Here is an 18534-nt window from a genome sequence, read left to right on the forward strand (position 1 = left end):
CCCTTTTTGCTGTTATGAAGATGTTTCAACCCAGACTCCTGCTGCTGGCGGCGCTGAGCGCGGCCGCGCCGCAAGGGCTGCTTGCCCAAACCAAGCCCAACACCGCGCTGGTGACCGCCCCCACGGCCGGCACCATGCCCCTGAGCCTGCAGCAGGCCGTGAGCTATGCCATCCAGAACAAGCCCACGCTGCTGGCCACCCGCCTGGGCGAAGCTACGGCCGCCGCGCGGGTGGGCGAAATCAAGAGCGCCGGCCTGCCGCAGGTGAACGTGGGCGCCACCGCCACCGACAACCTCAAGCTGCAAAAGTCGCTGGTCGATTTCGGCGCGCTGGGGGGCGGCTCGTCGGCCACGCCGCTCACGGCCGCCGACATCGCGGCCGCGCAAGCCGGCCAGACGGTGAACATCAAGCCCATCACGCTGCCCTCCGAGCCGGTGCCGCCGCAAGCCTTTGCCTTCGGCCTGCAATACGCCGGCAACGCCAGCGCTTCGGTTTCGCAGCTGTTGTTTGACGGCTCGTATCTGATTGGGTTGAAGGCGGCTAAGGTGTATACCGAATTGGCCAAGAAGCAAACCCAGCAGGCCGAAATCGACGTGGTGGAGCAGGTGAGCAAAGCCTACTACAGCACGCTGGTGGCCCGCTCGCGCCTGGCCCTGCTGGCCCGCAACGTGCAGCGCCTCGACACGGTGCTCTACCAAACCACCCAAACGTTTAAGGCCGGCTTCGCTGAAAAGCTCGACGTGGACCGCCTGCGGGTGCAGCGCAACAACTTGGTGGTGGAGCAGCAGAAAGCCCAGCGCCTCACCGAGCTGAGCGTGGCCTTGCTGAAGTTTCAGATGGGCCTGCCGCAGCAGCAAAACATCCAGCTCACCGACTCGCTCGGCGCGGCCGTGGTGGATGCCGGGGCCCTGCGCCAGCGCCTCGGCGTGGCCAGCCTGAACACGGGCGGCGCCGGCGAAGGCAACGTGCCCGCGGCTCCCGCGCCCGTGACGGGCACCGACCCCGCCACCCAAAGCCGCCTCGACCAGCAAACGGCCCTGGCAGGCGGCCTGGCCCCGGCCGCGCTGGGCGCCCTGAACTACAACAACCGCATCGAGTTTTCGACGCTGGAAACCCAGCAAGCCCTTGCGGGCCTCGACCTGCGCAACCGCCAGGCCGGCGCCTACCCGCGCCTGCTCCTGACCGGGGCCTACGGCTTCACCGGCTCGGCCAAAACCATGGGCGACCTGTTTGCCTTCCGCGGGCCCGACTCGCGGGCCAGCAACGGCTTTCCGAACCAGAACTGGTTTGGTTTCGGCAACGTGGGCCTGACCCTGCAGGTGCCGGTGTTCGACGGGTTCCGCCGCAAGTACTTGGTGCAGCAGAGCCGCATCCAGCAGCAAACCATTGAAAAAGGGTTTGAAACGCTGAAGCAGAGCATTGACTTGCAAGACGCCCAGAGCCGCACCACGCTGGTGAACGCCCTGGACGTGCTGGATAACCAGAAGGCCAACCTCGACCTGGCCACCGACGTGGCCCGCGTGACGCGCATCAAGTTCAACGCCGGCGTGGGCTCCAACCTAGAGGTGATTACGGCCGAAACCGACCTGCGCTCGGCCCAAACGAACTACTACGGCGCCGTGTACGATGTATTGGTGGCCAAAGTAGACCGCGACAAGGCCACCGGCGAGCTGTACAACCAAGTGAAAAAATAACGCTGGGCCCGGCCCACTACCCCCATTCATTACCCCCGAAATACCCGTTTCCCCATGCGTTTCAACTCAACCCAACCCGCTGTTCTCTTCCTGGCTGGCTCGCTGCTGCTGGCCTCCTGCGGCGGCTCCAAAGACCCCAAGGCCGAACTGGCCAAGCTGAAAAAGGAGCAGGCCGCCAACCAAGCCAAAATTGCCGAGCTGGAAGCCAAAACCGGCGCCGGTGCCGACGCCGCAGCCGCCAACATCACGCCCGTGTCGGTGCTGAGTGTGCAGCCCGAGAGCTTCAAGAGCTACCTCGAAGTGCAGGGCCGCGTCGATTTTGACCAGAACGCCACCGTGGGCGCCCGCGCCGCCGGCTCCCTCACCAGCATTCGCGTGCAGCGCGGCGACCGGGTGGGCAAGGGCCAGGTGCTGGCCACCATCGACGCGAGTATTCTCGACGCCAACATCGCCGAGCTGCGCACCCGCCTGGACCTGGCCCGTACCGTGTACGAGAAGCAGGCTGGCCTCTGGAAGCAGCAGATTGGCACCGAAATTCAGTACCTGCAAGCCAAGAACAACTACGAGGCCTTGCAGCGCAACCTGGCCACGCTCAACCAGCAGCGCTCCTTGTATAATGTAGTGGCGCCCTTCTCGGGCACGGTGGATGAGGTGCTGCCCAAGCTGGGCGAAATCGCCGCCCCCGGCTCGCCGGTGGTGCGCCTGACCAGCGGCTCGGGCGGTAAAATCCTGGCCGATGTGTCGGAAGCCTACGGCAACAGCATCAAGGCCGGCGACAACGCCGTGGTGACCATTCCGGACCTGGGCGGCGAGGAAATCCCCGCCACGGTGCGCGTGGTGAGCCGCGGCATCAACGCCACCAGCCGCACCTTCACCGTGGAACTGCGCCTGAAGGGCAGCAAAGCCGCCGACCTGCGCCCCAACATGGTGGCCACGGTGCGCATTCAGAACTACGACCGCCAGAACGCCACCGTCATCCCCGTGGACTTGGTGCAAAAGGACGAGCAGAACAGCTACGTGTACGTGGTGGGCCAGGAGGGCGGCAAGGCCGTGGCCAAGAAGCGCATCATCCAGACGGGCAATGCTTACAACGGCAAGATTGAAGTGACCAGCGGCCTGCAAAACGGCGACCAGGTGATTTCGGCCGGCTACCAGAATTTGAACGAGGGCCAGGCGGTGAGCGTCGCCAAAGCCTAACGCTGCCTTTCCCGGCGGCTTTTCCTCCCGCTTTTACCTAGCACCCTAGAAAAGCTATGCAAGATTTAGAAAAAGAGTTTGGGCCGACCAGTTGGTCCATCAACAACAAAACCAGCATCTACATCATCACGGTGCTGCTGTGCGTGGCGGGGATTTTTGCCTACATCAAGCTGGGCAAGGAGAAATTCCCCGACATCGTGATTCCGCGCATCATCGTGGCCACGGTGTACCCCGGCACCTCGCCGGCCGACATCGAGAACCTGGTGACCCGCCAGCTCGAAAAGGAGATTAAGAGCGTGAACGGGGTAAAGAAAATCAACTCCACCTCGAACCAGGACTATTGCATCGTGGACGTGGAGTTCAACTCCGGCGTGGACGTGCAGTACGCCAAGCAGCTCATCAAGGACGCCGTGGACAAGGCCGCTACCGAGCTGCCCAACGACCTGCCCACGGCCCCGACGGTGAAGGAAATCAACATCTCGGAGCAGCCCATTATGTACGTCAACCTGAGCGGCAACCTGCCCGCCGCCCAGCTCAAAAAGTACGCCGACGACTTCCAGGACAAGATTGAGGCCCTGCCCGAAATCACCCGCGTCGATATCATCGGCGCCCTCGACCAGCAGGTGAACGTGGACGTGGACCTGAACAAGCTGCGCGCCTCCCGCCTGGGCTTCTCGGACATCACCCGCGCCATTGGGGGCGAAAACCTCACCGTGTCGGGCGGCTCCATTGATGTGGGCCAGCAGAAGCGCGCCGTGCGCGTGGCCGGCCAGTACGTGCGGGCCGAAGACATTGCCGACATCCAGGTGAAAAACCTCAACGGCGCGGCCGTGCGCCTCGGCGACATCGCCACCGTGGTAGACGGCTTCAAGGACCGCGAAAGCTACGCCCGCCTCGACGGCAAGCCCGCCATCACCCTGAACGTGGTGAAGCGCCAGGGCGAAAACCTGATTGACGCCTCCGACAAAATCAAGGCGCTGGTGAAGGAAACCGAGAAGACCCTGCCCAAGGAGCTGAAAATTACCATCACCGGCGACACGTCGAACGACACCCGCGTGACGCTGCACGACCTCATCAACACCATCATCATCGGCTTCCTGCTGGTGACGTTCATCCTCATGTTCTTCATGGGCACCACCAACGCCATGTTCGTGGGCTTGTCCGTGCCGATTTCGATGTTCCTGGCCTTTCTCATCATCCCAGGCTTCGATTTCTCGCTGAACATGATTGTGCTCTTTGCCTTCCTGCTGGCGCTGGGCATCGTGGTCGATGATGCCATTGTGGTGATTGAAAATACCCACCGCCTGCTGCACGAGCACCCCGACCTGAGCACCAAGAAAGCGGCCAAATTCGCCGCTGGCGAAGTATTCGTGCCCGTATTGGCCGGCACGCTGACGACGGTGGCGCCGTTTGTGCCGCTCATGTTCTGGCCCGGCATCGTGGGCTCGTTCATGTACTACCTGCCCGTCACGCTGATTATCACGCTGATGTCGTCGCTGGTGGTGGCCTTCATCATGAACCCGGTGTTCGCCGTGAGCTTTATGAGCCGCGAAGAGCATTTTGAAGAAGACTTGCACAGCAAGCCCAAAGCCACCCGCGGTTTCCTCATCACCATGGCCGTGCTGGTGGGCCTGGGCATCTTGTTCAACCTCACGGCCATGGGCAAAACGCCCGAGGTTGGTCCCGACGGGGAAGCCACCGGCCTGCTGGGCCATTTCCTCGGCAACCTGTGCCTGGCCCTGGCCGCCTTCATTGCCCTCGACCGCTTCGTGCTGGTGAAAATGATTGCCTGGTTCCAGACCCGCGCCTTGCCGCGCTTCCAGAACGGCTACGCCGACCTGGTGCGTTGGGCCATTAGCCACCCGGCCCTCGTGATGGTGGGCGTGCTGGTGCTGTTCATCGGCTCGTTTGTGGCCGTGGGCATCCGCGGCCCCAAGGTAGACTTCTTTCCCAAAGGCGACCCCAAGTTCATCTACACTTACCTGCGCATGCCCGTGGGCACCCGCGTGGAAGTGACCGACTCGGTGACGCAGATACTGGAAAACCGCATCTACGGCGTCATCGGCCGCCAGAACCCCGACGTGGAATCGGTCATTACCAACGTGGCCATCGGCGCCGGCGACCCCAGCGAGGCCACGGCTTCGGGCGTGTCGCAGTCGCACATGGGCAAGGTGGGCGTGGCCTTCAAGGAGCTGAGCGACCGCAAAGGCCCCGCCACCAGCACCTACATGGACAAAATCCGTGAGGTGGTAAAAGGCATCCCCGGCGCCGAAGTGTCGGTGGACCAGGAAGCCAGCGGCCCGCCCCAGCAGAAGCCCATCGCCATCGAGGTGAGCGGCGACGACTACCCGGCCTTGGCCAAGCTCTCCAAGAAAGTGGAGCGCTACGTCGACTCGCTGCGCATCGGCGGCATCGAAGACCTGCGCTCCAACCTCGAAGACCGCAACCCCGAAATTGCCGTCAACATCGACCGCACCCGCGCCAACCGCGAAGGCATCAGCACCGGCCAGATTGGCCTGGAAGTCCGCACCGCCATCTACGGCTCGGAAGCCAGCAAATTCAAAACCGCTGACGACGAGTACCCCATCCAGGTGCGCTACGCCAAGCCCTACCGCAACGACGTGGACGCCGTGGTGAACGCCCCGCTTACGTTCCGCGACGCCACCGGCCAGGTGCGCCAAGTGCCCATCTCGGCCATTGCCGACGTGAGCTACGGCAGCACTTACGGCGGCATCAAGCGCAAAGACACCAAGCGCATCATCACCATCAGCTCGAACGTGCTCAACGGCTTCACCGGCCCCGACGTGGCCGCCCAGGTGAAGCAAGCCCTCAAGTCCTTCCCTGTGCCCGCCGGCTACAACGTGAAGATGGGAGGCGCCGAAGAAGACCAGAAGGAAACCACCGACTTCCTGCCCATGGCCGGCCTGGGTGCTCTGGCCCTCATCTTCCTCATCCTCGTCACGCAGTTCAACTCGTTCAGCAAGCCGGTCATCATCCTCTCCGAAGTGCTGTTCTCGATTGCCGGCGTGTTCTGGGGCCTGGCCATCACCGGCATGAACGTCAGCATTGTGATGACGGGCGTGGGCATCATCGCCCTGGCCGGCATCGTGGTGAAAAACGGCATTCTGCTGGTTGAATTCACCGACATCCTGCGCTCGCAGGGCATGCCGCTGCGCGAGGCCATCGTGCTTGCCGGCCGCACCCGCCTCAACCCCGTGATTCTGACGGCCACGGCCGCCACGCTGGGCCTCATCCCGCTGGCCATCGGCCTGAACATCGACTTCTACGAGCTGTTCGCTTCGGGCAACCCGCACTTCTTCATCGGCGGCGAGTCGGTGACGTTCTGGGGCCCGCTGGCCTGGACCATCATTTTCGGTCTGGTGTTCGCCACGGGCATCACGCTGCTGGTGGTGCCGGTGATGTATCTGCTGAGCGAAACGCTCAAAGGAAAAATTTCCGGAAAAAATCCCGACCAGCTTGCAACCAATTCCGAAGAGGTGGACTCTGAAGAAGTACAGGCGGCCCGGCCGCCTGTACTAGCCTAACCATTTCTGCGTTGTCGGTGCCCGTCGGTAGGTTTTTGTTGCAGCACTAACCACTCCATCCCACCCCGACGGGCACCTCGCGCCGCCGCGCTAGTCGCCCCCGCCTCACCGTTTTTTTCGCAACTATTATGTACGTATCCACCACTAGCCCCGCCCATACCGCCACCATCGAGCAGCAGGTATTCCGCATCATCAGCAAGCGCAAAGCCATTCGGGCCAGCCGCGTGCGCAAAACCGCGAGCCTCGCCCGCGACCTGCGCTTCGACACCGTCGACGTCGTCGACATCATCTTGGAACTGGAGCGCAACTTCAGCATCACCATCCCCGACGAGGTGCCCCTCTTCACCGTGGGCGACTTTGTGCGCTACGTGCGCGAGCACGCCGCCGCTGCGTAGTGGTGGTCCGCCAGATATTCTTGCTATAGTTGCTATGAACTAAAAAGGCCCCGGAACCATGGTTCCGGGGCCTTTTTTTATAGGCTTGTGGGACTAACGCACGTTGCCGCCGCTGTCGAGAGCGCCGGCATCGGTGGCGTTGCGGCTGCCTTCCCAGGTGCGCACCGTGGCACCGCTGGTGGGGCCGGTGGGCTGGGCGTCGTCGCCGGCCTCGTGCACGGGGCGCGGGCTGCTGCTCTCGGGCGAGCCCAGGCCGGAATCGGTGTTGGACTCGCGGCGGGGCGAAGTGGGGGAGTGCTCGGAGTGCGTGCCGTGCTGCTTGGCCGACTCGGCAGCGGGCTGGGCGCGGTCCGTGGCGGTGGCGGCATAGGGCGAGCCCATGGCATTGGCTTTTTCTTCGGCAGCGGTTTTGTCGCTGTTGCCGCCGGCGGCAGCCAGCGCCGGCCGCGTCAGCTCCCATTCGTGAAATTTGTCCATCTCGTGCTTGAGCGTGGTCGAGAACCAAGCCACCAGGGCCACGTCGTCGAGCAGGCCCAGCACCGGAATGAAGTCCGGAATCAGGTCAATGGGGCTCAGGAAATAGATAAGCACGGCCACGGCCGCCGCCACGGTGGTGCCGGGCACGCCCGTGTACTCACCCGAAATCGACGCTTTGATGAGCCGGAACATGGTTTGGAGCGTTTCCCAAGCTTCGTGGGCCAACGTGCCTACTTCGTTCTTTTGGCTGGCTTTCTGGTACGCGTCCGTTAGCAGCTTTTTCATGCGCGTGGGCTGTTTGATGTAGCCCTCGGCGGTGCTGAGAAATTTCTTGAAAACGGCCGAGCCGGCCACGTCATTACCGGTAGGCGGGGTTTGTTGATTTTGAGCCACGGAGTGCGGAGTTAAGAAAGACAAAGGAGAATGGACAAACGCCGTTTATCCTGGCCTGAATACTGCATTTGCCCACTCAAGGTTATCGAAAACAAGCCCAGCGGTGGAGCCGGGCTGCCAAAGGTCTCAGGTTTATATCAATAAATATAAATAATTAAATCAAAGTCTGCAACAAGAAGGCGGCCCTGCTTCTCGTAAGAAACAGGGCCGTTGTAAGTTGTGGTCAGGCGGTGTTGGCGGACGGTGTTAGTCCTTCTCGTATACCTTCACCACAAACACGTAGTCCTGCAGCTTTTTCAACTGCTGCGGACGGCCCGAGCCGGCCAACTGCCCGTAGCGGGGCAGGTGGTAAGGTGCCGTGGCCTTGGCCGTGGCGGCCAGCGAATCGACCAGCCGCACCAAGTACGACGACTTGGTGGCGAAGGCGGCGCTCTGGGCGTCGTTTTGGCGGCCGCTCACCACGCCAATCAGGTTGCCGCGCTCGTCCAGCAGCGGGCCGCCCGAGTTGCCGGGGTTCACCGGGATGCTCACCTGGTAGAAGGCCGTGTCGCCCTCGAAACCCGAGCGGGCGCTCAGCGAGCCTTCGCCGTACACCACATCCTCGCGTGGGTAGCCCAGCGTGAACACCCGTTCGCCGAGGTCGGCCTGGCCCGACTTCACCGCGTAGGGCAGCCGGCCAAAGCCCGTAAACTTTTTGTCGGTGATACGCAGGATGGCCAGGTCGTGCTTCACGTCCGAATACACCGGCTCGGCGCGGTAGCGCTGATGATTACGGCCTTCAATTAGCACAGAATCAGCGCCCTGAATTACGTGAAAGCTGGTCACCAGGTAACCTTCCGACGTCAGGGCGAAGCCCGTGCCGCTAAACTTGCTGGCCACGACGGGTGCAGTTTCTTTGCCCAATTGCGTGTTCAAGGTCAGTTTCAGGTCCTTCTGGCTCTTCTTGATGCGCTCGACTTCGCGGCGCAGTGCCTGATAGCCGCTCGGCGTGGGCAGGTGCGAGTTGCGCCAGATGTCCAAGCCCAGCAGCGTGGCAAACACGGCCATCACGGCCACCGAGGCGGCCACGCCCACCGTGGCGCGGTGCCCGCTCCAAAACTCGCGCAGCTTGCGCTCGGTGCGCGAAATGCGCAGCATCGGGTTCACGGTGGGCGTCAGCTTGGCGGGTTGCTCGGCGGCCGGGGCGGCTTCGGGCGCTTCGGCGGCCAGCATGGCGGCGTGAATGCCGCGCAGTTGCTCCCGCGCTTGCTGGCGCTGGCGGTAGGCCCGCAGCGTGCCGGTCAGCTCGGTGAAGTCGGCGTAGCGGAGGGCAAAATCCGGGTCGGCCGCCATGCGCGCTTCGAGGTTGGCGCGGGCGGGCCCGGCCAGCTCGCCGTCGGCGTAGGCTTCAAATAAGGCGTAATAGTCTGCTTCAGTCATCATGGGGTAAGCCTGCCGGTGGGAGCGGCAGCGGTAAGCAAATTGAATTTCTGCACGCCGTTTGCGCGCAGCTAGTGGTAGTTAAATCGGCTCTTCTTTATAATGGGCAAAGAATAATTTCTTGAGGCGCACGAGGCATTTATACTTCTGGTTTTTAGCATTATCGGCGTTGGTGTAGCCGAATTCTGCCGTCAGGTCCTGCATCGATTTGTCGAGCAGGTAGAAGCCTTCCAAGAGCGAACGACAGGGCTCCCCCAGGTGGTTCAGGGCCTCGCTCATGGTATTGAAGCGGCGGTCCTGTTCCTCGGCGGCCAGCACATCTTCTTCGGCCCCCGTGTTGAGGTAGGGGCCGTGCTCCTCGTCGTCGAGCAGGCGCACGCCGAAGCGGCTTTTGCTCGTGAGGCGTTTCAGCCACAGGCGGCGGCACACGGCGTAGAGGTAGGTTTTAATCTGGCAGCTGAGCTCCAGAGAGCCGTCGCGTACTTTTTCATAAAACACCATCACGCCTTCCTGGTACACGTCCTGGGCATCGTCTTCGGAGCCGCTGTTTTGCAGCACGAAGTGCGACACCATGGGCCAGTGCAGCCGGTAGAGGTGGGCCAGCGCCCGCTCATCGCCGGAGCGAATGGCGGCAATGAGCGCGTCGTCAGTAGGAGTCAAAGAAGAGGAAGTTGGATTGCCCCTGCTCATTCACTTTGGTTGTTAATACGGCTGCGGGCAGCAAGTAACCCGACGAAAAAATATTTTTCTGGCCCGGGTTACCTTTTCAGGAAGGCGGGATAAAGGGCGTTTTTAAGTTAACCCACTTTCAAAATTACCCTAAAATGAACAACCTGTTTAAAGTTGCTGCTCTGGGCCTCGCCCTCACCGCTGGTCTGACCTCTTGCGAGTCGAAGTCGACCGAGTCGACCACCGTTGAGACTCCTGCCGCTGGCACCGAGACCTCGACCACCACTACCACCACCGACACCACCGCAGTAGCTCCCGCTGCTGACGCTACGGCTCCCGCCACCACGGATGCTGCTGCTCCCGCTGCTGGCACCGACGCTGCTGCTGCTCCCGCTGCCGGCGCTACCACCACCACCACGACCACCGAAGAGAAGAAGTAATTGGCCGCTGGCCAACAGCCAGCCCCCAATCTTCTCTAGTCATAAAACGGCCCAGACGCAAGTTTGGGCCGTTTTTTTGTGCCTAGCTGCTGCTCAATGTGCCTTCCCGGCAACCAGCCAGCGGTCGGCCGTTTACTCAACCAGCCGCAGCAAATCGGCGGCAATGCCGGGCCAGGGCTGGTGCAGGTTGAGGGTGACCACCCGCACGGGGTGCCCGCCCAGGGTGTAGCGCACGTCCACGGCCTGGGCAGCGGCCGGGTACAGCAGAATGCCTTCCAGCGTTTGGCCGGGAGCCGGCTGCTGGTTTTGCAGGTAGGCGTAGAGCTGGTAGAGGTGCGGCGCAATGAGGCGCTGCCGGTCGTAGCGCGGGCGCAGGGCCGCGGCGTAGTACTTGGTATCGAGGATGATTTTGCGGTCGGGCGCGTCGAGCGTGGTATCCGTGAGCATGGTGGGCAGCAGGGCCAGGTCGTCGGGCTGGGCGGCTTCGGCTTGCCAGGCAATGGTTTCGGCGAAGACGCGGTAGCGACGCTGCTCGCGCCGGAAGAAGTTGCGCGTGAATTGCTCAAACACGCGCGCCATCAACGCCTCGTCGCGCCGGAAATCGGCGAAGCGGCTGCGGCCGCCGGCGCTGGGTTGGGGCAGGGCCGTGAGCCACACCAGCTCGCACACGTGCAGCAGAAACGCCTGCTGGCCATCGGGGCGCTGCCGGCGCAATTCACGGAAAGTAGCCGCGGTGGGCGCGGGTTCGGGCAGGGTGGTGGGCAGGGCCGGTAAGCGTTGCCGGAGGTGGCTTAGCTCGCGGCGCAGGGCCAGCGGCAGGTCCGAGGCGGTGACCAGCTGGACCAGCGTTTGCGCCAGCAGCCGCAGCAGCGGCGACGAAGCCTCCAACTCGTCGAACGTGCAAAGGGCGCGGCCCCGGGCCAGCAGCCCCCGGCCCAGGCTGGGCGCCAGCTCGATGCGGCCGCGCAGGCTGGTCAGCTCGGCGTGGTGAGCTTCGAAGGTGGGGGGAATCCCTTGCTTGAGCAGGCGGCGGGTGCCGTGCAGCAACACCTGGGCCAGGAGCCCCCAGGGCCGCTGAAACGCCGCCGCCTCGGTGGCCTGCAGCACGGCTGGCTCGGGCAGGCGGTTCCAGGCATAGCACAGGAAGTAGTAGAGGGTGGGCAGCGGTATCACAGGCGGTAGCAGCGCAACAAGCGGAATGGGCGGCTTACGAGAAGCACCGCACAAAGGTGGACCAATACTACGCCTGACGCGCCCGCCAATCAGGAGCAGCCTGTTTACCTATAGCAGCCTGGTCTGTGTAAGCTGAGCAGCATCGCAACGCTGGTGGGCTGTTGCGATTCGGTGGCTGGGCAAACCAAGGTGTTTGTCGCCCGAATGCCCGGATTGAACGAAGCTAAAAAGGCTGGCCTCGGTGCCACGGTACCTTTGTATTGTTCAAATAAACGCCCCGTTACCATGCGCCTGTTGCTCTCGTCCCTCGCCGCTTTCTTCTTCCTCGCTTTGTCGGCACCGGCCGTGCAGGCACGAGAACTGGCACCCGATAGCAGCAAGCTGGCCCCGGCGCCCGTTAAGGCGCGAACTGTGGCTTCTGCGGCGACTACGGCTGCGCCGGCTGCCACGGTGACGTTGATTGGCAAAATTATGGACGGCGCCCGCGCCCTGCCTGGGGCCGTGGTGGTGCTCACCGGAACCAGCCAAATGACCGTCACCAACGCCGCCGGCGAATTCACCTTCAACGTGCCGGCCCACGCCGGGCCCATGCAGGCCACCGTCACCTACGCCGGCTACGCCGATGCCGCCGTGACGCTGAGCCCGGCCTTCAACGGGGCTACCATTGGCGTGTGCAAAGCCCGGCCTGCAACCGCCGTCCCCGCCAAAAACCATCTGCGCTAGCGTGCAGTGCAACAAAAGTTTATTGAGTAAGACACCAACTATGTGACCAGCGGCCTGCCCCGCAGGTCGCGTCTAGGCCAGCAGCTTGCGCAACTGGCCCGCGGCTATGGCGGGTTGCTCGCGCCAGTAGTCGCCCAGCAGGGGGCCTATTTCCTGTTCCAGAACCAGCCGGAGCCACGCTTCGGCTGGTTCGTTTTTGGGCGGCTGGCAGAAGTAGCTGTGGCCAATCTCAAAGTCGGGGCCCAGCTCGGGGTCGTCGGCAATGGTCTGGTTGAGGGCCTTCATGCGCGTGCACAGGCGCTCGATGAGCGGGGCGGGCACGCCTTGGGCCGCGAGGTGGGCCCGCAACGGCTCCCCAAACTGCGGCTGGAGCTGCACGAAGGCAAAACGGCGGCGCAACGCATAGTCCAGCGGGGCCAGCGAGCGGTCGGCCAAGTTGAGCGTGCCGATGACGTACAGGTTGTCGGGCACGAAGAAGCGCGGCATTTCGGGTGGCGCGTAGGGCAGGCGCAGGGCGTGGGCCGGGCCGCGCTTATCAGCTTCGAGCAACAGCAGCAGCTCGCCGAAAATGCGCGGCACGTTGCCGCGGTTCACTTCGTCAATCAGCAAGAAGTACGGCCGTTCGGGGTCGGCCGCGGCGCGCTGGCACAGCAGCGGCAGCACGCCGGGCACGAGGTGAAAGCGGCCTTCGGCATCGGGGCGGAAGCCCAGCATAAAATCTTCGTAGCCGTAGCTGGGGTGGAACTGCACCAACTCCACGCGGCGCTCGTCTTGGGCGCCCAGCAGCAGCCAGGCCAGCCGCCGCGCCAGAAAAGTTTTGCCGGTGCCGGGCGGCCCTTGCAGCAGCAGGTTGCGCCGGCGGGTTAGCCCGGCCAGCGCCGCGTCCAGCGAAGGTGCGTCAATGAATAGCTCGGCCAACGCATCGGCACGCGAGTAGGCCGGCGGGGCGTAGGGCGCCGTTGGCTCTGCCGCCTGAGTGGCCGAGGCCGGCCGGCCAGTAACGGGAGCCTCCGGGTCTTCCTTGGGCAAGCCGGTGTACAAATCCTCGGCCTGCTGACGAGCGGTTTCCTCGCCGTCGGGCCCGGAGCCAGAGGTGAGCACCGGCCGCTTGGTGCTGATGGTAAAATCGAGGCTTTCGAGCAGGGCATTGGTGGGGGCACCAGCGGCACGGGGCCAGTGGGCGGCGGGGTTGCCGGTGGCCAGGCGGTAGGCCAATTCGGCCACGGCACGCGGCGGGTAGCGGCGGCCCCGGTACACCAGCTCGTACACGGTGCCGGGCGGCAGCGGCCGGCCCTCGCGGGCCACCTGACGCAGGGCGCGCAGCACCTGCTCGCGGGTGAGCAAGGGCGCAGCGGCGGCAGCAGAATCGGGAGGGACAGCGGGCATGGCGGGCAAGGTAGAACCAGAACAACAAACGGCCAGAATCAAAAAAGTCCCTTGGGCGAGCCAAGAGACTTTTTGAAAAGCATTACGAAGCAACCACGGCGACAGCGCCGCGGGGCGCCTTAAGGGGCCACCGTGAACTTGCGCGTCACGGAGTTGTAAGGGCCGGGGATGAGGGTGCCGCTGCTGTCGACCAGCTCCAGCTTCACGGTGTTTTCGCCGGCGGGCAGGCCTTCCATCATGTAGGGCATCCACTTGTCGAGCATGAACTCGGTGCCGTTGATGGTGGCGCGCACGCGGTTGCCGCCGGGCTCCAGGGTGGTGTTCACGAGGTAGAAGTCCAGCATGATGCGCTTGGCATCGGCGCCGGAATAGGTGTCTTTCGGGCGGCTGTAGAACAGGTTGGGGCCGTTCACGTTGATGATGGGCGTGGCGGGCGCCGCGCCGTTGCCCACGTTGATGACGCGCAGGTCGTAGGCGCCGCGGTGCTTAAGGCTTTCGTGGTAGGAGCGCGACAGGAACGAGAGCACCACGTGCTGGCCGTCGGGAATGGCTTTGCTGAAGCTCGTCTCGTAATGGGCGGTGTAGGGCTCGTTGTCCACGATGTTGTGGATGTGCTGGCCCTTCATCGAGTTGGCCATCTCGGCCATGTGCGGGCCGCCGCTCATTTTGGTGAGCTGGAAGTTGGTAATCTGATAGTTGAACGGCACTTCGCCGCTGGGTACCGTCGAGTTGGCGATGGGCGCGCGCAGCTGCATTTGCGCTTCGGGGAACTTGGGCGAGTCGCCGAAGGGCGTCAGGCGGATGCCGTTCGACTCCATGCTTTCGCCGCTGGTGCGCGCGCCAGTGGCTGCGGTGTTGCTGCCAGCCGAGGCGCTCACGTCGGTTGCCGGCTTGCTCGTTTCGCAGCTGGCGAGGACGGCCAGGGTGAGGGTGCTGCTCAGCAGCCAGAATGGAGTTTTCATGTTGTAAAAAAAGTAAGCAAAAGAGTTGGTAGTAATTGTTGATTGGAAAGGGATGCGCAACGTCCTTCGGCAGGGAACAAGCGCCCGGTGCAAGGTTTTGATTAACTTGCGGCGTTGCCCACCAGGGGTTTTACACGCCCCAAAGTAAACCTAATTTTCCCATGCAAGACCAACTTCTTGACCAAATTCCCTCGCTCGACCTCGCCGACTTTCGTTCCGGCGACCCCGAGCGCAAGGCCCGCTTCGTGCAGCAGCTCGGCGAGGCCTACCAAAATATTGGCTTTGTGGCCCTGAAAAACCACGGCCTCAACGACGAACAGACCAAACAATTGTACGCCGACGTGCAGGCGTTCTTCCAACTGCCCGACGAAGCCAAGCAGCGTTACGAAAACCCCGCGCTGGCCGGCCAGCGCGGCTACATCAGCAAAGGCAAGGAGCACGCCAAGGGCCGCAACACCGGCGACCTGAAAGAATTTTTCCACGTGGGCCAGGAGGTGGAAGAAGAGGACCCCATCAAGAACGAGTACCCCGCCAACATCTGGCCCGAGGAAGTGCCCACCTTCAAGGAAAGCACCTTCCGTGCCTACCGCACGCTGGAAAGCGCCGGCCAGGACGTGCTGCGGGCCATCGCGCTGTACCTGCACCTGCCCGAAAATTACTTCGACGACAAGGTGAAGCACGGCAACAGCATCCTGCGCCCCATTCACTACTTCCCCATCGAAGACCCCGAGGCGGTGCCCGCCGACGCCGTGCGCGCCGCCGAGCACGGCGACATCAACCTCATCACCCTGCTGATGGGCGCCAGCGCCGACGGCCTGCAGGTGAAGCGCCGCGACGGCAAGTGGATTCCCATCACGGCCCTGCCCGACCAGATTGTGGTGAACGTGGGCGACATGCTGCAGCGCCTCACCAACGGCGTGCTCAAGAGCACCATCCACCGCGTGGTGAACCCGCCCCGCGAGAAAATGAACACCTCGCGCTTCAGCATTCCCTTCTTCATGCACCCGCGCTCGGAAATGAGCCTGGCCGCCCTGGAGCACTGCGTGACCCCCGACAACCCCAAGAAGGAAGCCGACATCACGGCCGGCGAGTTCCTGAACGAGCGCCTGATTGAGCTGGGGTTGAAGAAGAAGTAAAGAAGCAAATCAGAACCGTTTGTCATCCTGAGCGCAGCGAAGGATGACAGATTTTCTGCTCGGAATGACAACGAATCCCGCCCCGCCGCCCGGCGCGCCCGTGTCGCTCACGCCGCCCCCGCGGCGCTCGGGCAGGCGCACGCGCCGGGTGCGGGGCATTATTTTTTTGAAAGACGTGGCCCTGCTGGCCTGCACGGCCTTTGGGGGGCCGCAGGCGCACCTGGCCATGTTTTTTCGGCTGCTGGTGGAGAAGCGCCGCTACATCAGCGCGGCCGAGCTGCTGGAACTGCAGGCCCTGTGCGCGTTGCTGCCGGGCCCCACGTCTACCCAAACCATCACCGTCATCGGCTTCCGGCTGGGCGGGCCCAACCTGGCCTACCTCACCCTGCTGGTCTGGATGACGCCGGCCGTCACGCTCATGACGTTGGCCGGCCTCACCCTCAGCCACCTCGACCCGGCGCGGGTGGCGGCGCTGGTGCAGTTTGTGCAGCCGGTGGCCGTGGGCTTCGTGGCCTTCTCGGCCTACAAGATTTCCGAGAAAGTCATTCACACCAAAACCGCCGTGGCCCTGATGGTGGCGGCGGCCATGCTGGCCTATTTCTTTCAGCTGCCCTGGATGCTGCCGCTGCTGCTGCTGGCCGGTGGCGCCGTGACGACGGTGCGTTACCGCAAGCACGCCATCATTCAGGAGAAAAAGCCCCTGCGCGTGGAGTGGGCCAATTTTTTCCTGTGGTTTGGCACGCTGGTGGGGGCGGCCGTGCTGGGCCACTACACTCGCCTGCTGCCGGTGCGGCTGTTCGAGAATTTCTACCGCAACGGCTCCCTGGTGTTTGGGGGCGGGCAGGTGCTGGCTCCGCTGCTCTACGCCGAGTTTGTGGAATTCAAGCACTACCTCACGGGGCCGGAGTTTTTGTCGGGGCTGGGGCTGGTGCAGGCCATGCCAGGGCCCAACTTTTCGGTGGCGGCCTACATCGGGGCGCTGGCCATGCGGCCCATGGGCGGGGCCAGCGTGCAAATACTGGGCGCGCTGGTGGGCGTGGCGGGCATTTTTTTGCCGGGCACGTTCCTCATCTTCTTCGTCATTCGCTTCTGGGACCGGCTGCGGCAGTACCGCGTGGTGCAGGCCTCGCTGGAAGGCATCAACGCCGTGAGCGCGGGGCTGGTGTGCGCGGCCACGTTCCTGCTCTACCACCCGCTGCCCTACCGACTGCTAGACTTGCCGTTCCACCTCGGGCCGATAGATTCGCTGCCGCTGAACCCGCTGCTGGTGGGCACCACGTTCTTGCTGCTGCTGTGGGAGAAAGTGCCAAGCGTGGCCATCATTGCGGTGGCGCTGTTGGCCGGGGCGGTGCTGGGGTAACTCGCCCTCAGTTCTTTCTGCCGCTTGCTAAGACAGGAGCAGAAAGGACATAAATAGTCGTTGAAACATCATCTTTCTCAAAATGAACAAATTTCTACCATTACTTGCCTTGCTCGCTTCTGTTGATGCGGCCGTTGCTCAAATTGGCCCACCTGCCGTACGGCTGCAGGCCGGCGCCGTCATCCCACTTCCAGCCGGTGCTTCCCCCAGCGCGCTGGCCGTGGGCCAGTTCAACCAGGACTTCCGCCCCGACATCGCCGTGTGCCAGCGCGGGCTGAACTCCGTGGGGGTGTATTTGCAAGGGGCCGGTGGCAGCTTTCCCAGCACGCCCGCGGGCACATACGCCACGGGCACCGCGCCCTCGGGCCTGGTGGCCGTGCCGCTGGGCCCCATGTCCTCGCGCCTCCCCATCGACCTGGTGGCCGTGAGCGCGCCCAGCAACGCGTACACGCTGCTCACCAACAACAACGACGGCACCGGCACCTTTACGCCCGTCGTCAACAGCAATAACGCCAACTTTTTCGGCCCGCAACAGGATTTGGTAACCGCGCAGCTGCTGGCCCGCGACCTCGACGGCGACGGCTACATTGATTTTGCCTACACCCACGACCCGCAAGTCTTCGTCGTGGCCGCGGGGCCGCGCTGGCAGCGGCTGGTCTCGGCCACGCGCGTGGCCACCACGACCAACTTCCACCAGACCAACTACCGCCCCTCCAGCCTGGCCCTCGACGACTTCAACCGCGACGGGTTGATGGACGTGGTGACGACCAACCCCACCGGCAACGAGTTCACGGCGGTGGTGGCCGGCAGCATCGGCGCCGGCCTCGGACCCGATTGGCGCACTTCCGCCACCCCCCAGCGCCTGCCCAGCGCCGGCCAGCGGCCCGTGTTCGTGGCCACCGGCGACGTGACCGGCGACCTGCTGCCCGACATTGCCATTGCCCACGAAGGCAGTTCGGAAATCACCTTTTTCCTGAATTCCCGCACGGCCGGGTTCGGCACCCCGGCCGCGTACCCCCTCTCGGCCGCCCCGCGACAGGTGTTGTTGCAGGACCTCAACGACGACCAGCGGCCCGAAATGCTGGTCATCACGGCCGACAACCAGCTCCAGGTGTTTCAACACACGGGAGGCCTTGGCCTGGCCCGCTACGGCGCCCCCACCGTTTACCCCACCGGGACCGACCCGGTGGCCCTGCACTTGGCCGACGTGGACGGGGACCTGAAGGCCGACGTGGTGGTCGGCTGCGCCGGCGACAACACCGTGCGCGTGTTCCTGAACCGCTCCGGGGTGCTGAGCGCCCGCGCCCCGCAGCTTGCGGGCGTGGACGTGTACCCCAACCCGGCCCGCGAGCAAGTGACCGTGCGGCGCACTGTAGCATTGCAGAGCACTATTTTCGCTACCTTATTTGACGCACTCGGTCGTCAGGTGCGCCAGGCTGAAATTGCCGCTCCCGAGGCTGTTATTTCAGTGGCGGACTTGCCTCGTGGCGTGTACGTGATGCGCCTGAATACCAGTACAGGTGTGATGACCCAGCGTGTAGTAGTGGAATAAAGTCGGTTGCTTC

The 18534-nt window shown here is 63.6% G+C and carries 14 protein-coding genes and 1 pseudogene; 9 read left to right on the forward strand and 6 right to left on the reverse strand.

Translation table 11 applies throughout. The features are described from left to right. The first annotated feature begins 20 nt into the window (after positions 1–20). The 4 genes from JAO73_RS02280 to JAO73_RS02295 all read left to right on the forward strand — a co-directional run bounded on the left by JAO73_RS02280 (position 21) and on the right by JAO73_RS02295 (position 6831). The gene (locus tag JAO73_RS02280) at positions 21–1694 is read left to right on the forward strand and encodes a TolC family protein (RefSeq protein ID WP_198975540.1); all 1674 of its coding nucleotides are present in this window, start codon (positions 21–23) and stop codon (positions 1692–1694) included. 54 nt (positions 1695–1748) lie between these two features. Continuing rightward, positions 1749–2891, forward strand: a complete 1143-nt coding sequence (locus tag JAO73_RS02285) for an efflux RND transporter periplasmic adaptor subunit (protein WP_198975541.1) — start codon at positions 1749–1751, stop codon at positions 2889–2891. Between the two features lie 56 nt (positions 2892–2947). Continuing rightward, positions 2948–6436 (forward strand): efflux RND transporter permease subunit, encoded by a 3489-nt coding sequence (locus tag JAO73_RS02290; RefSeq protein ID WP_198975542.1) that lies wholly within the window; start codon positions 2948–2950, stop codon positions 6434–6436. A gap of 128 nt (positions 6437–6564) precedes the next feature. Next, positions 6565–6831, forward strand: coding sequence for an acyl carrier protein (locus JAO73_RS02295; RefSeq protein WP_190926765.1), 267 nt, complete (start codon positions 6565–6567; stop codon positions 6829–6831). Between the two features lie 507 nt (positions 6832–7338). Here JAO73_RS02295 and JAO73_RS23470 read toward each other — a convergent pair. The 3 genes and pseudogenes from JAO73_RS23470 to JAO73_RS02310 all read right to left on the reverse strand — a co-directional run. Continuing rightward, positions 7339–7593 (reverse strand): annotated as a pseudogene (locus JAO73_RS23470) (YkvA family protein); the annotation flags it as partial. Positions 7594–7947: 354 nt separating this feature from the next. After that, complete coding sequence (locus tag JAO73_RS02305) at positions 7948–9123, reverse strand: S1 family peptidase (RefSeq protein WP_198975543.1); 1176 nt, start codon at positions 9121–9123, stop codon at positions 7948–7950. A 78-nt stretch (positions 9124–9201) separates the two neighbouring features. Then, the gene (locus JAO73_RS02310; RefSeq protein WP_198975544.1) at positions 9202–9810 is read right to left on the reverse strand and encodes an RNA polymerase sigma factor; all 609 of its coding nucleotides are present in this window, start codon (positions 9808–9810) and stop codon (positions 9202–9204) included. Positions 9811–9944: 134 nt separating this feature from the next. Between JAO73_RS02310 and JAO73_RS02315 the strand changes: the two genes are divergently transcribed. Next, the gene (locus tag JAO73_RS02315; protein ID WP_198975545.1) at positions 9945–10229 is read left to right on the forward strand and encodes a hypothetical protein; all 285 of its coding nucleotides are present in this window, start codon (positions 9945–9947) and stop codon (positions 10227–10229) included. 132 nt (positions 10230–10361) lie between these two features. On the opposite strand, the gene JAO73_RS02320 is transcribed toward JAO73_RS02315, so the two are convergent. Next, positions 10362–11402, reverse strand: a complete 1041-nt coding sequence (locus JAO73_RS02320; protein WP_198975546.1) for a 5-methylcytosine restriction system specificity protein McrC — start codon at positions 11400–11402, stop codon at positions 10362–10364. A 285-nt stretch (positions 11403–11687) separates the two neighbouring features. On the opposite strand from JAO73_RS02320, the gene JAO73_RS02325 reads away from it, so the two are divergent. Next, complete coding sequence (locus tag JAO73_RS02325) at positions 11688–12125, forward strand: carboxypeptidase-like regulatory domain-containing protein (protein WP_198975547.1); 438 nt, start codon at positions 11688–11690, stop codon at positions 12123–12125. 72 nt (positions 12126–12197) lie between these two features. Here the strand turns inward: JAO73_RS02325 and JAO73_RS02330 are convergent, their stop codons facing one another. Beyond that, a complete protein-coding gene (locus JAO73_RS02330; RefSeq protein ID WP_198975548.1) occupies positions 12198–13511 on the reverse strand; it encodes an AAA family ATPase in 1314 nt (437 codons plus the stop codon). A gap of 119 nt (positions 13512–13630) precedes the next feature. Then, a complete protein-coding gene (locus JAO73_RS02335) occupies positions 13631–14473 on the reverse strand; it encodes a hypothetical protein (RefSeq protein ID WP_190926781.1) in 843 nt (280 codons plus the stop codon). A gap of 161 nt (positions 14474–14634) precedes the next feature. Here JAO73_RS02335 and JAO73_RS02340 point away from each other — a divergent pair, with 161 nt between their 5' ends. The 3 genes from JAO73_RS02340 (at position 14635) to JAO73_RS02350 (ending at position 18521) form a co-directional block, all read left to right on the forward strand. Then, positions 14635–15609, forward strand: a complete 975-nt coding sequence (locus tag JAO73_RS02340) for an isopenicillin N synthase family dioxygenase (RefSeq protein WP_198975549.1) — start codon at positions 14635–14637, stop codon at positions 15607–15609. Positions 15610–15673: 64 nt separating this feature from the next. Further along, positions 15674–16969: a chromate transporter gene (locus JAO73_RS02345; protein WP_198975550.1), complete on the forward strand. Its 1296-nt coding sequence runs from the start codon at positions 15674–15676 to the stop codon at positions 16967–16969. Between the two features lie 109 nt (positions 16970–17078). Further along, positions 17079–18521: a T9SS type A sorting domain-containing protein gene (locus tag JAO73_RS02350; protein ID WP_198975551.1), complete on the forward strand. Its 1443-nt coding sequence runs from the start codon at positions 17079–17081 to the stop codon at positions 18519–18521. Positions 18522–18534 lie beyond the last annotated feature (13 nt).

It is taken from the genome of Hymenobacter miniatus (assembly GCF_016427455.1).
GTDB classification, from domain to species: domain Bacteria; phylum Bacteroidota; class Bacteroidia; order Cytophagales; family Hymenobacteraceae; genus Hymenobacter; species Hymenobacter armeniacus.

What these genes read in the sequence shown, in the direction of transcription:
- JAO73_RS02280 (WP_198975540.1), top strand. Translation starts at nt 21, where the DNA reads ATGTTTCAACCCAGACTCCTGCTGCTGGCGGCGCTGAGCGCGGCCGCG.
- JAO73_RS02285 (WP_198975541.1), top strand. Translation starts at nt 1,749, where the DNA reads ATGCGTTTCAACTCAACCCAACCCGCTGTTCTCTTCCTGGCTGGCTCG.
- JAO73_RS02290 (WP_198975542.1), top strand. Translation starts at nt 2,948, where the DNA reads ATGCAAGATTTAGAAAAAGAGTTTGGGCCGACCAGTTGGTCCATCAAC.
- JAO73_RS02295 (WP_190926765.1), top strand. Translation starts at nt 6,565, where the DNA reads ATGTACGTATCCACCACTAGCCCCGCCCATACCGCCACCATCGAGCAG.
- JAO73_RS02305 (WP_198975543.1), bottom strand. Translation starts at nt 9,123, where the DNA reads ATGATGACTGAAGCAGACTATTACGCCTTATTTGAAGCCTACGCCGAC.
- JAO73_RS02310 (WP_198975544.1), bottom strand. Translation starts at nt 9,810, where the DNA reads ATGAGCAGGGGCAATCCAACTTCCTCTTCTTTGACTCCTACTGACGAC.
- JAO73_RS02315 (WP_198975545.1), top strand. Translation starts at nt 9,945, where the DNA reads ATGAACAACCTGTTTAAAGTTGCTGCTCTGGGCCTCGCCCTCACCGCT.
- JAO73_RS02325 (WP_198975547.1), top strand. Translation starts at nt 11,688, where the DNA reads ATGCGCCTGTTGCTCTCGTCCCTCGCCGCTTTCTTCTTCCTCGCTTTG.
- JAO73_RS02330 (WP_198975548.1), bottom strand. Translation starts at nt 13,511, where the DNA reads ATGCCCGCTGTCCCTCCCGATTCTGCTGCCGCCGCTGCGCCCTTGCTC.
- JAO73_RS02335 (WP_190926781.1), bottom strand. Translation starts at nt 14,473, where the DNA reads ATGAAAACTCCATTCTGGCTGCTGAGCAGCACCCTCACCCTGGCCGTC.
- JAO73_RS02340 (WP_198975549.1), top strand. Translation starts at nt 14,635, where the DNA reads ATGCAAGACCAACTTCTTGACCAAATTCCCTCGCTCGACCTCGCCGAC.
- JAO73_RS02345 (WP_198975550.1), top strand. Translation starts at nt 15,674, where the DNA reads ATGACAACGAATCCCGCCCCGCCGCCCGGCGCGCCCGTGTCGCTCACG.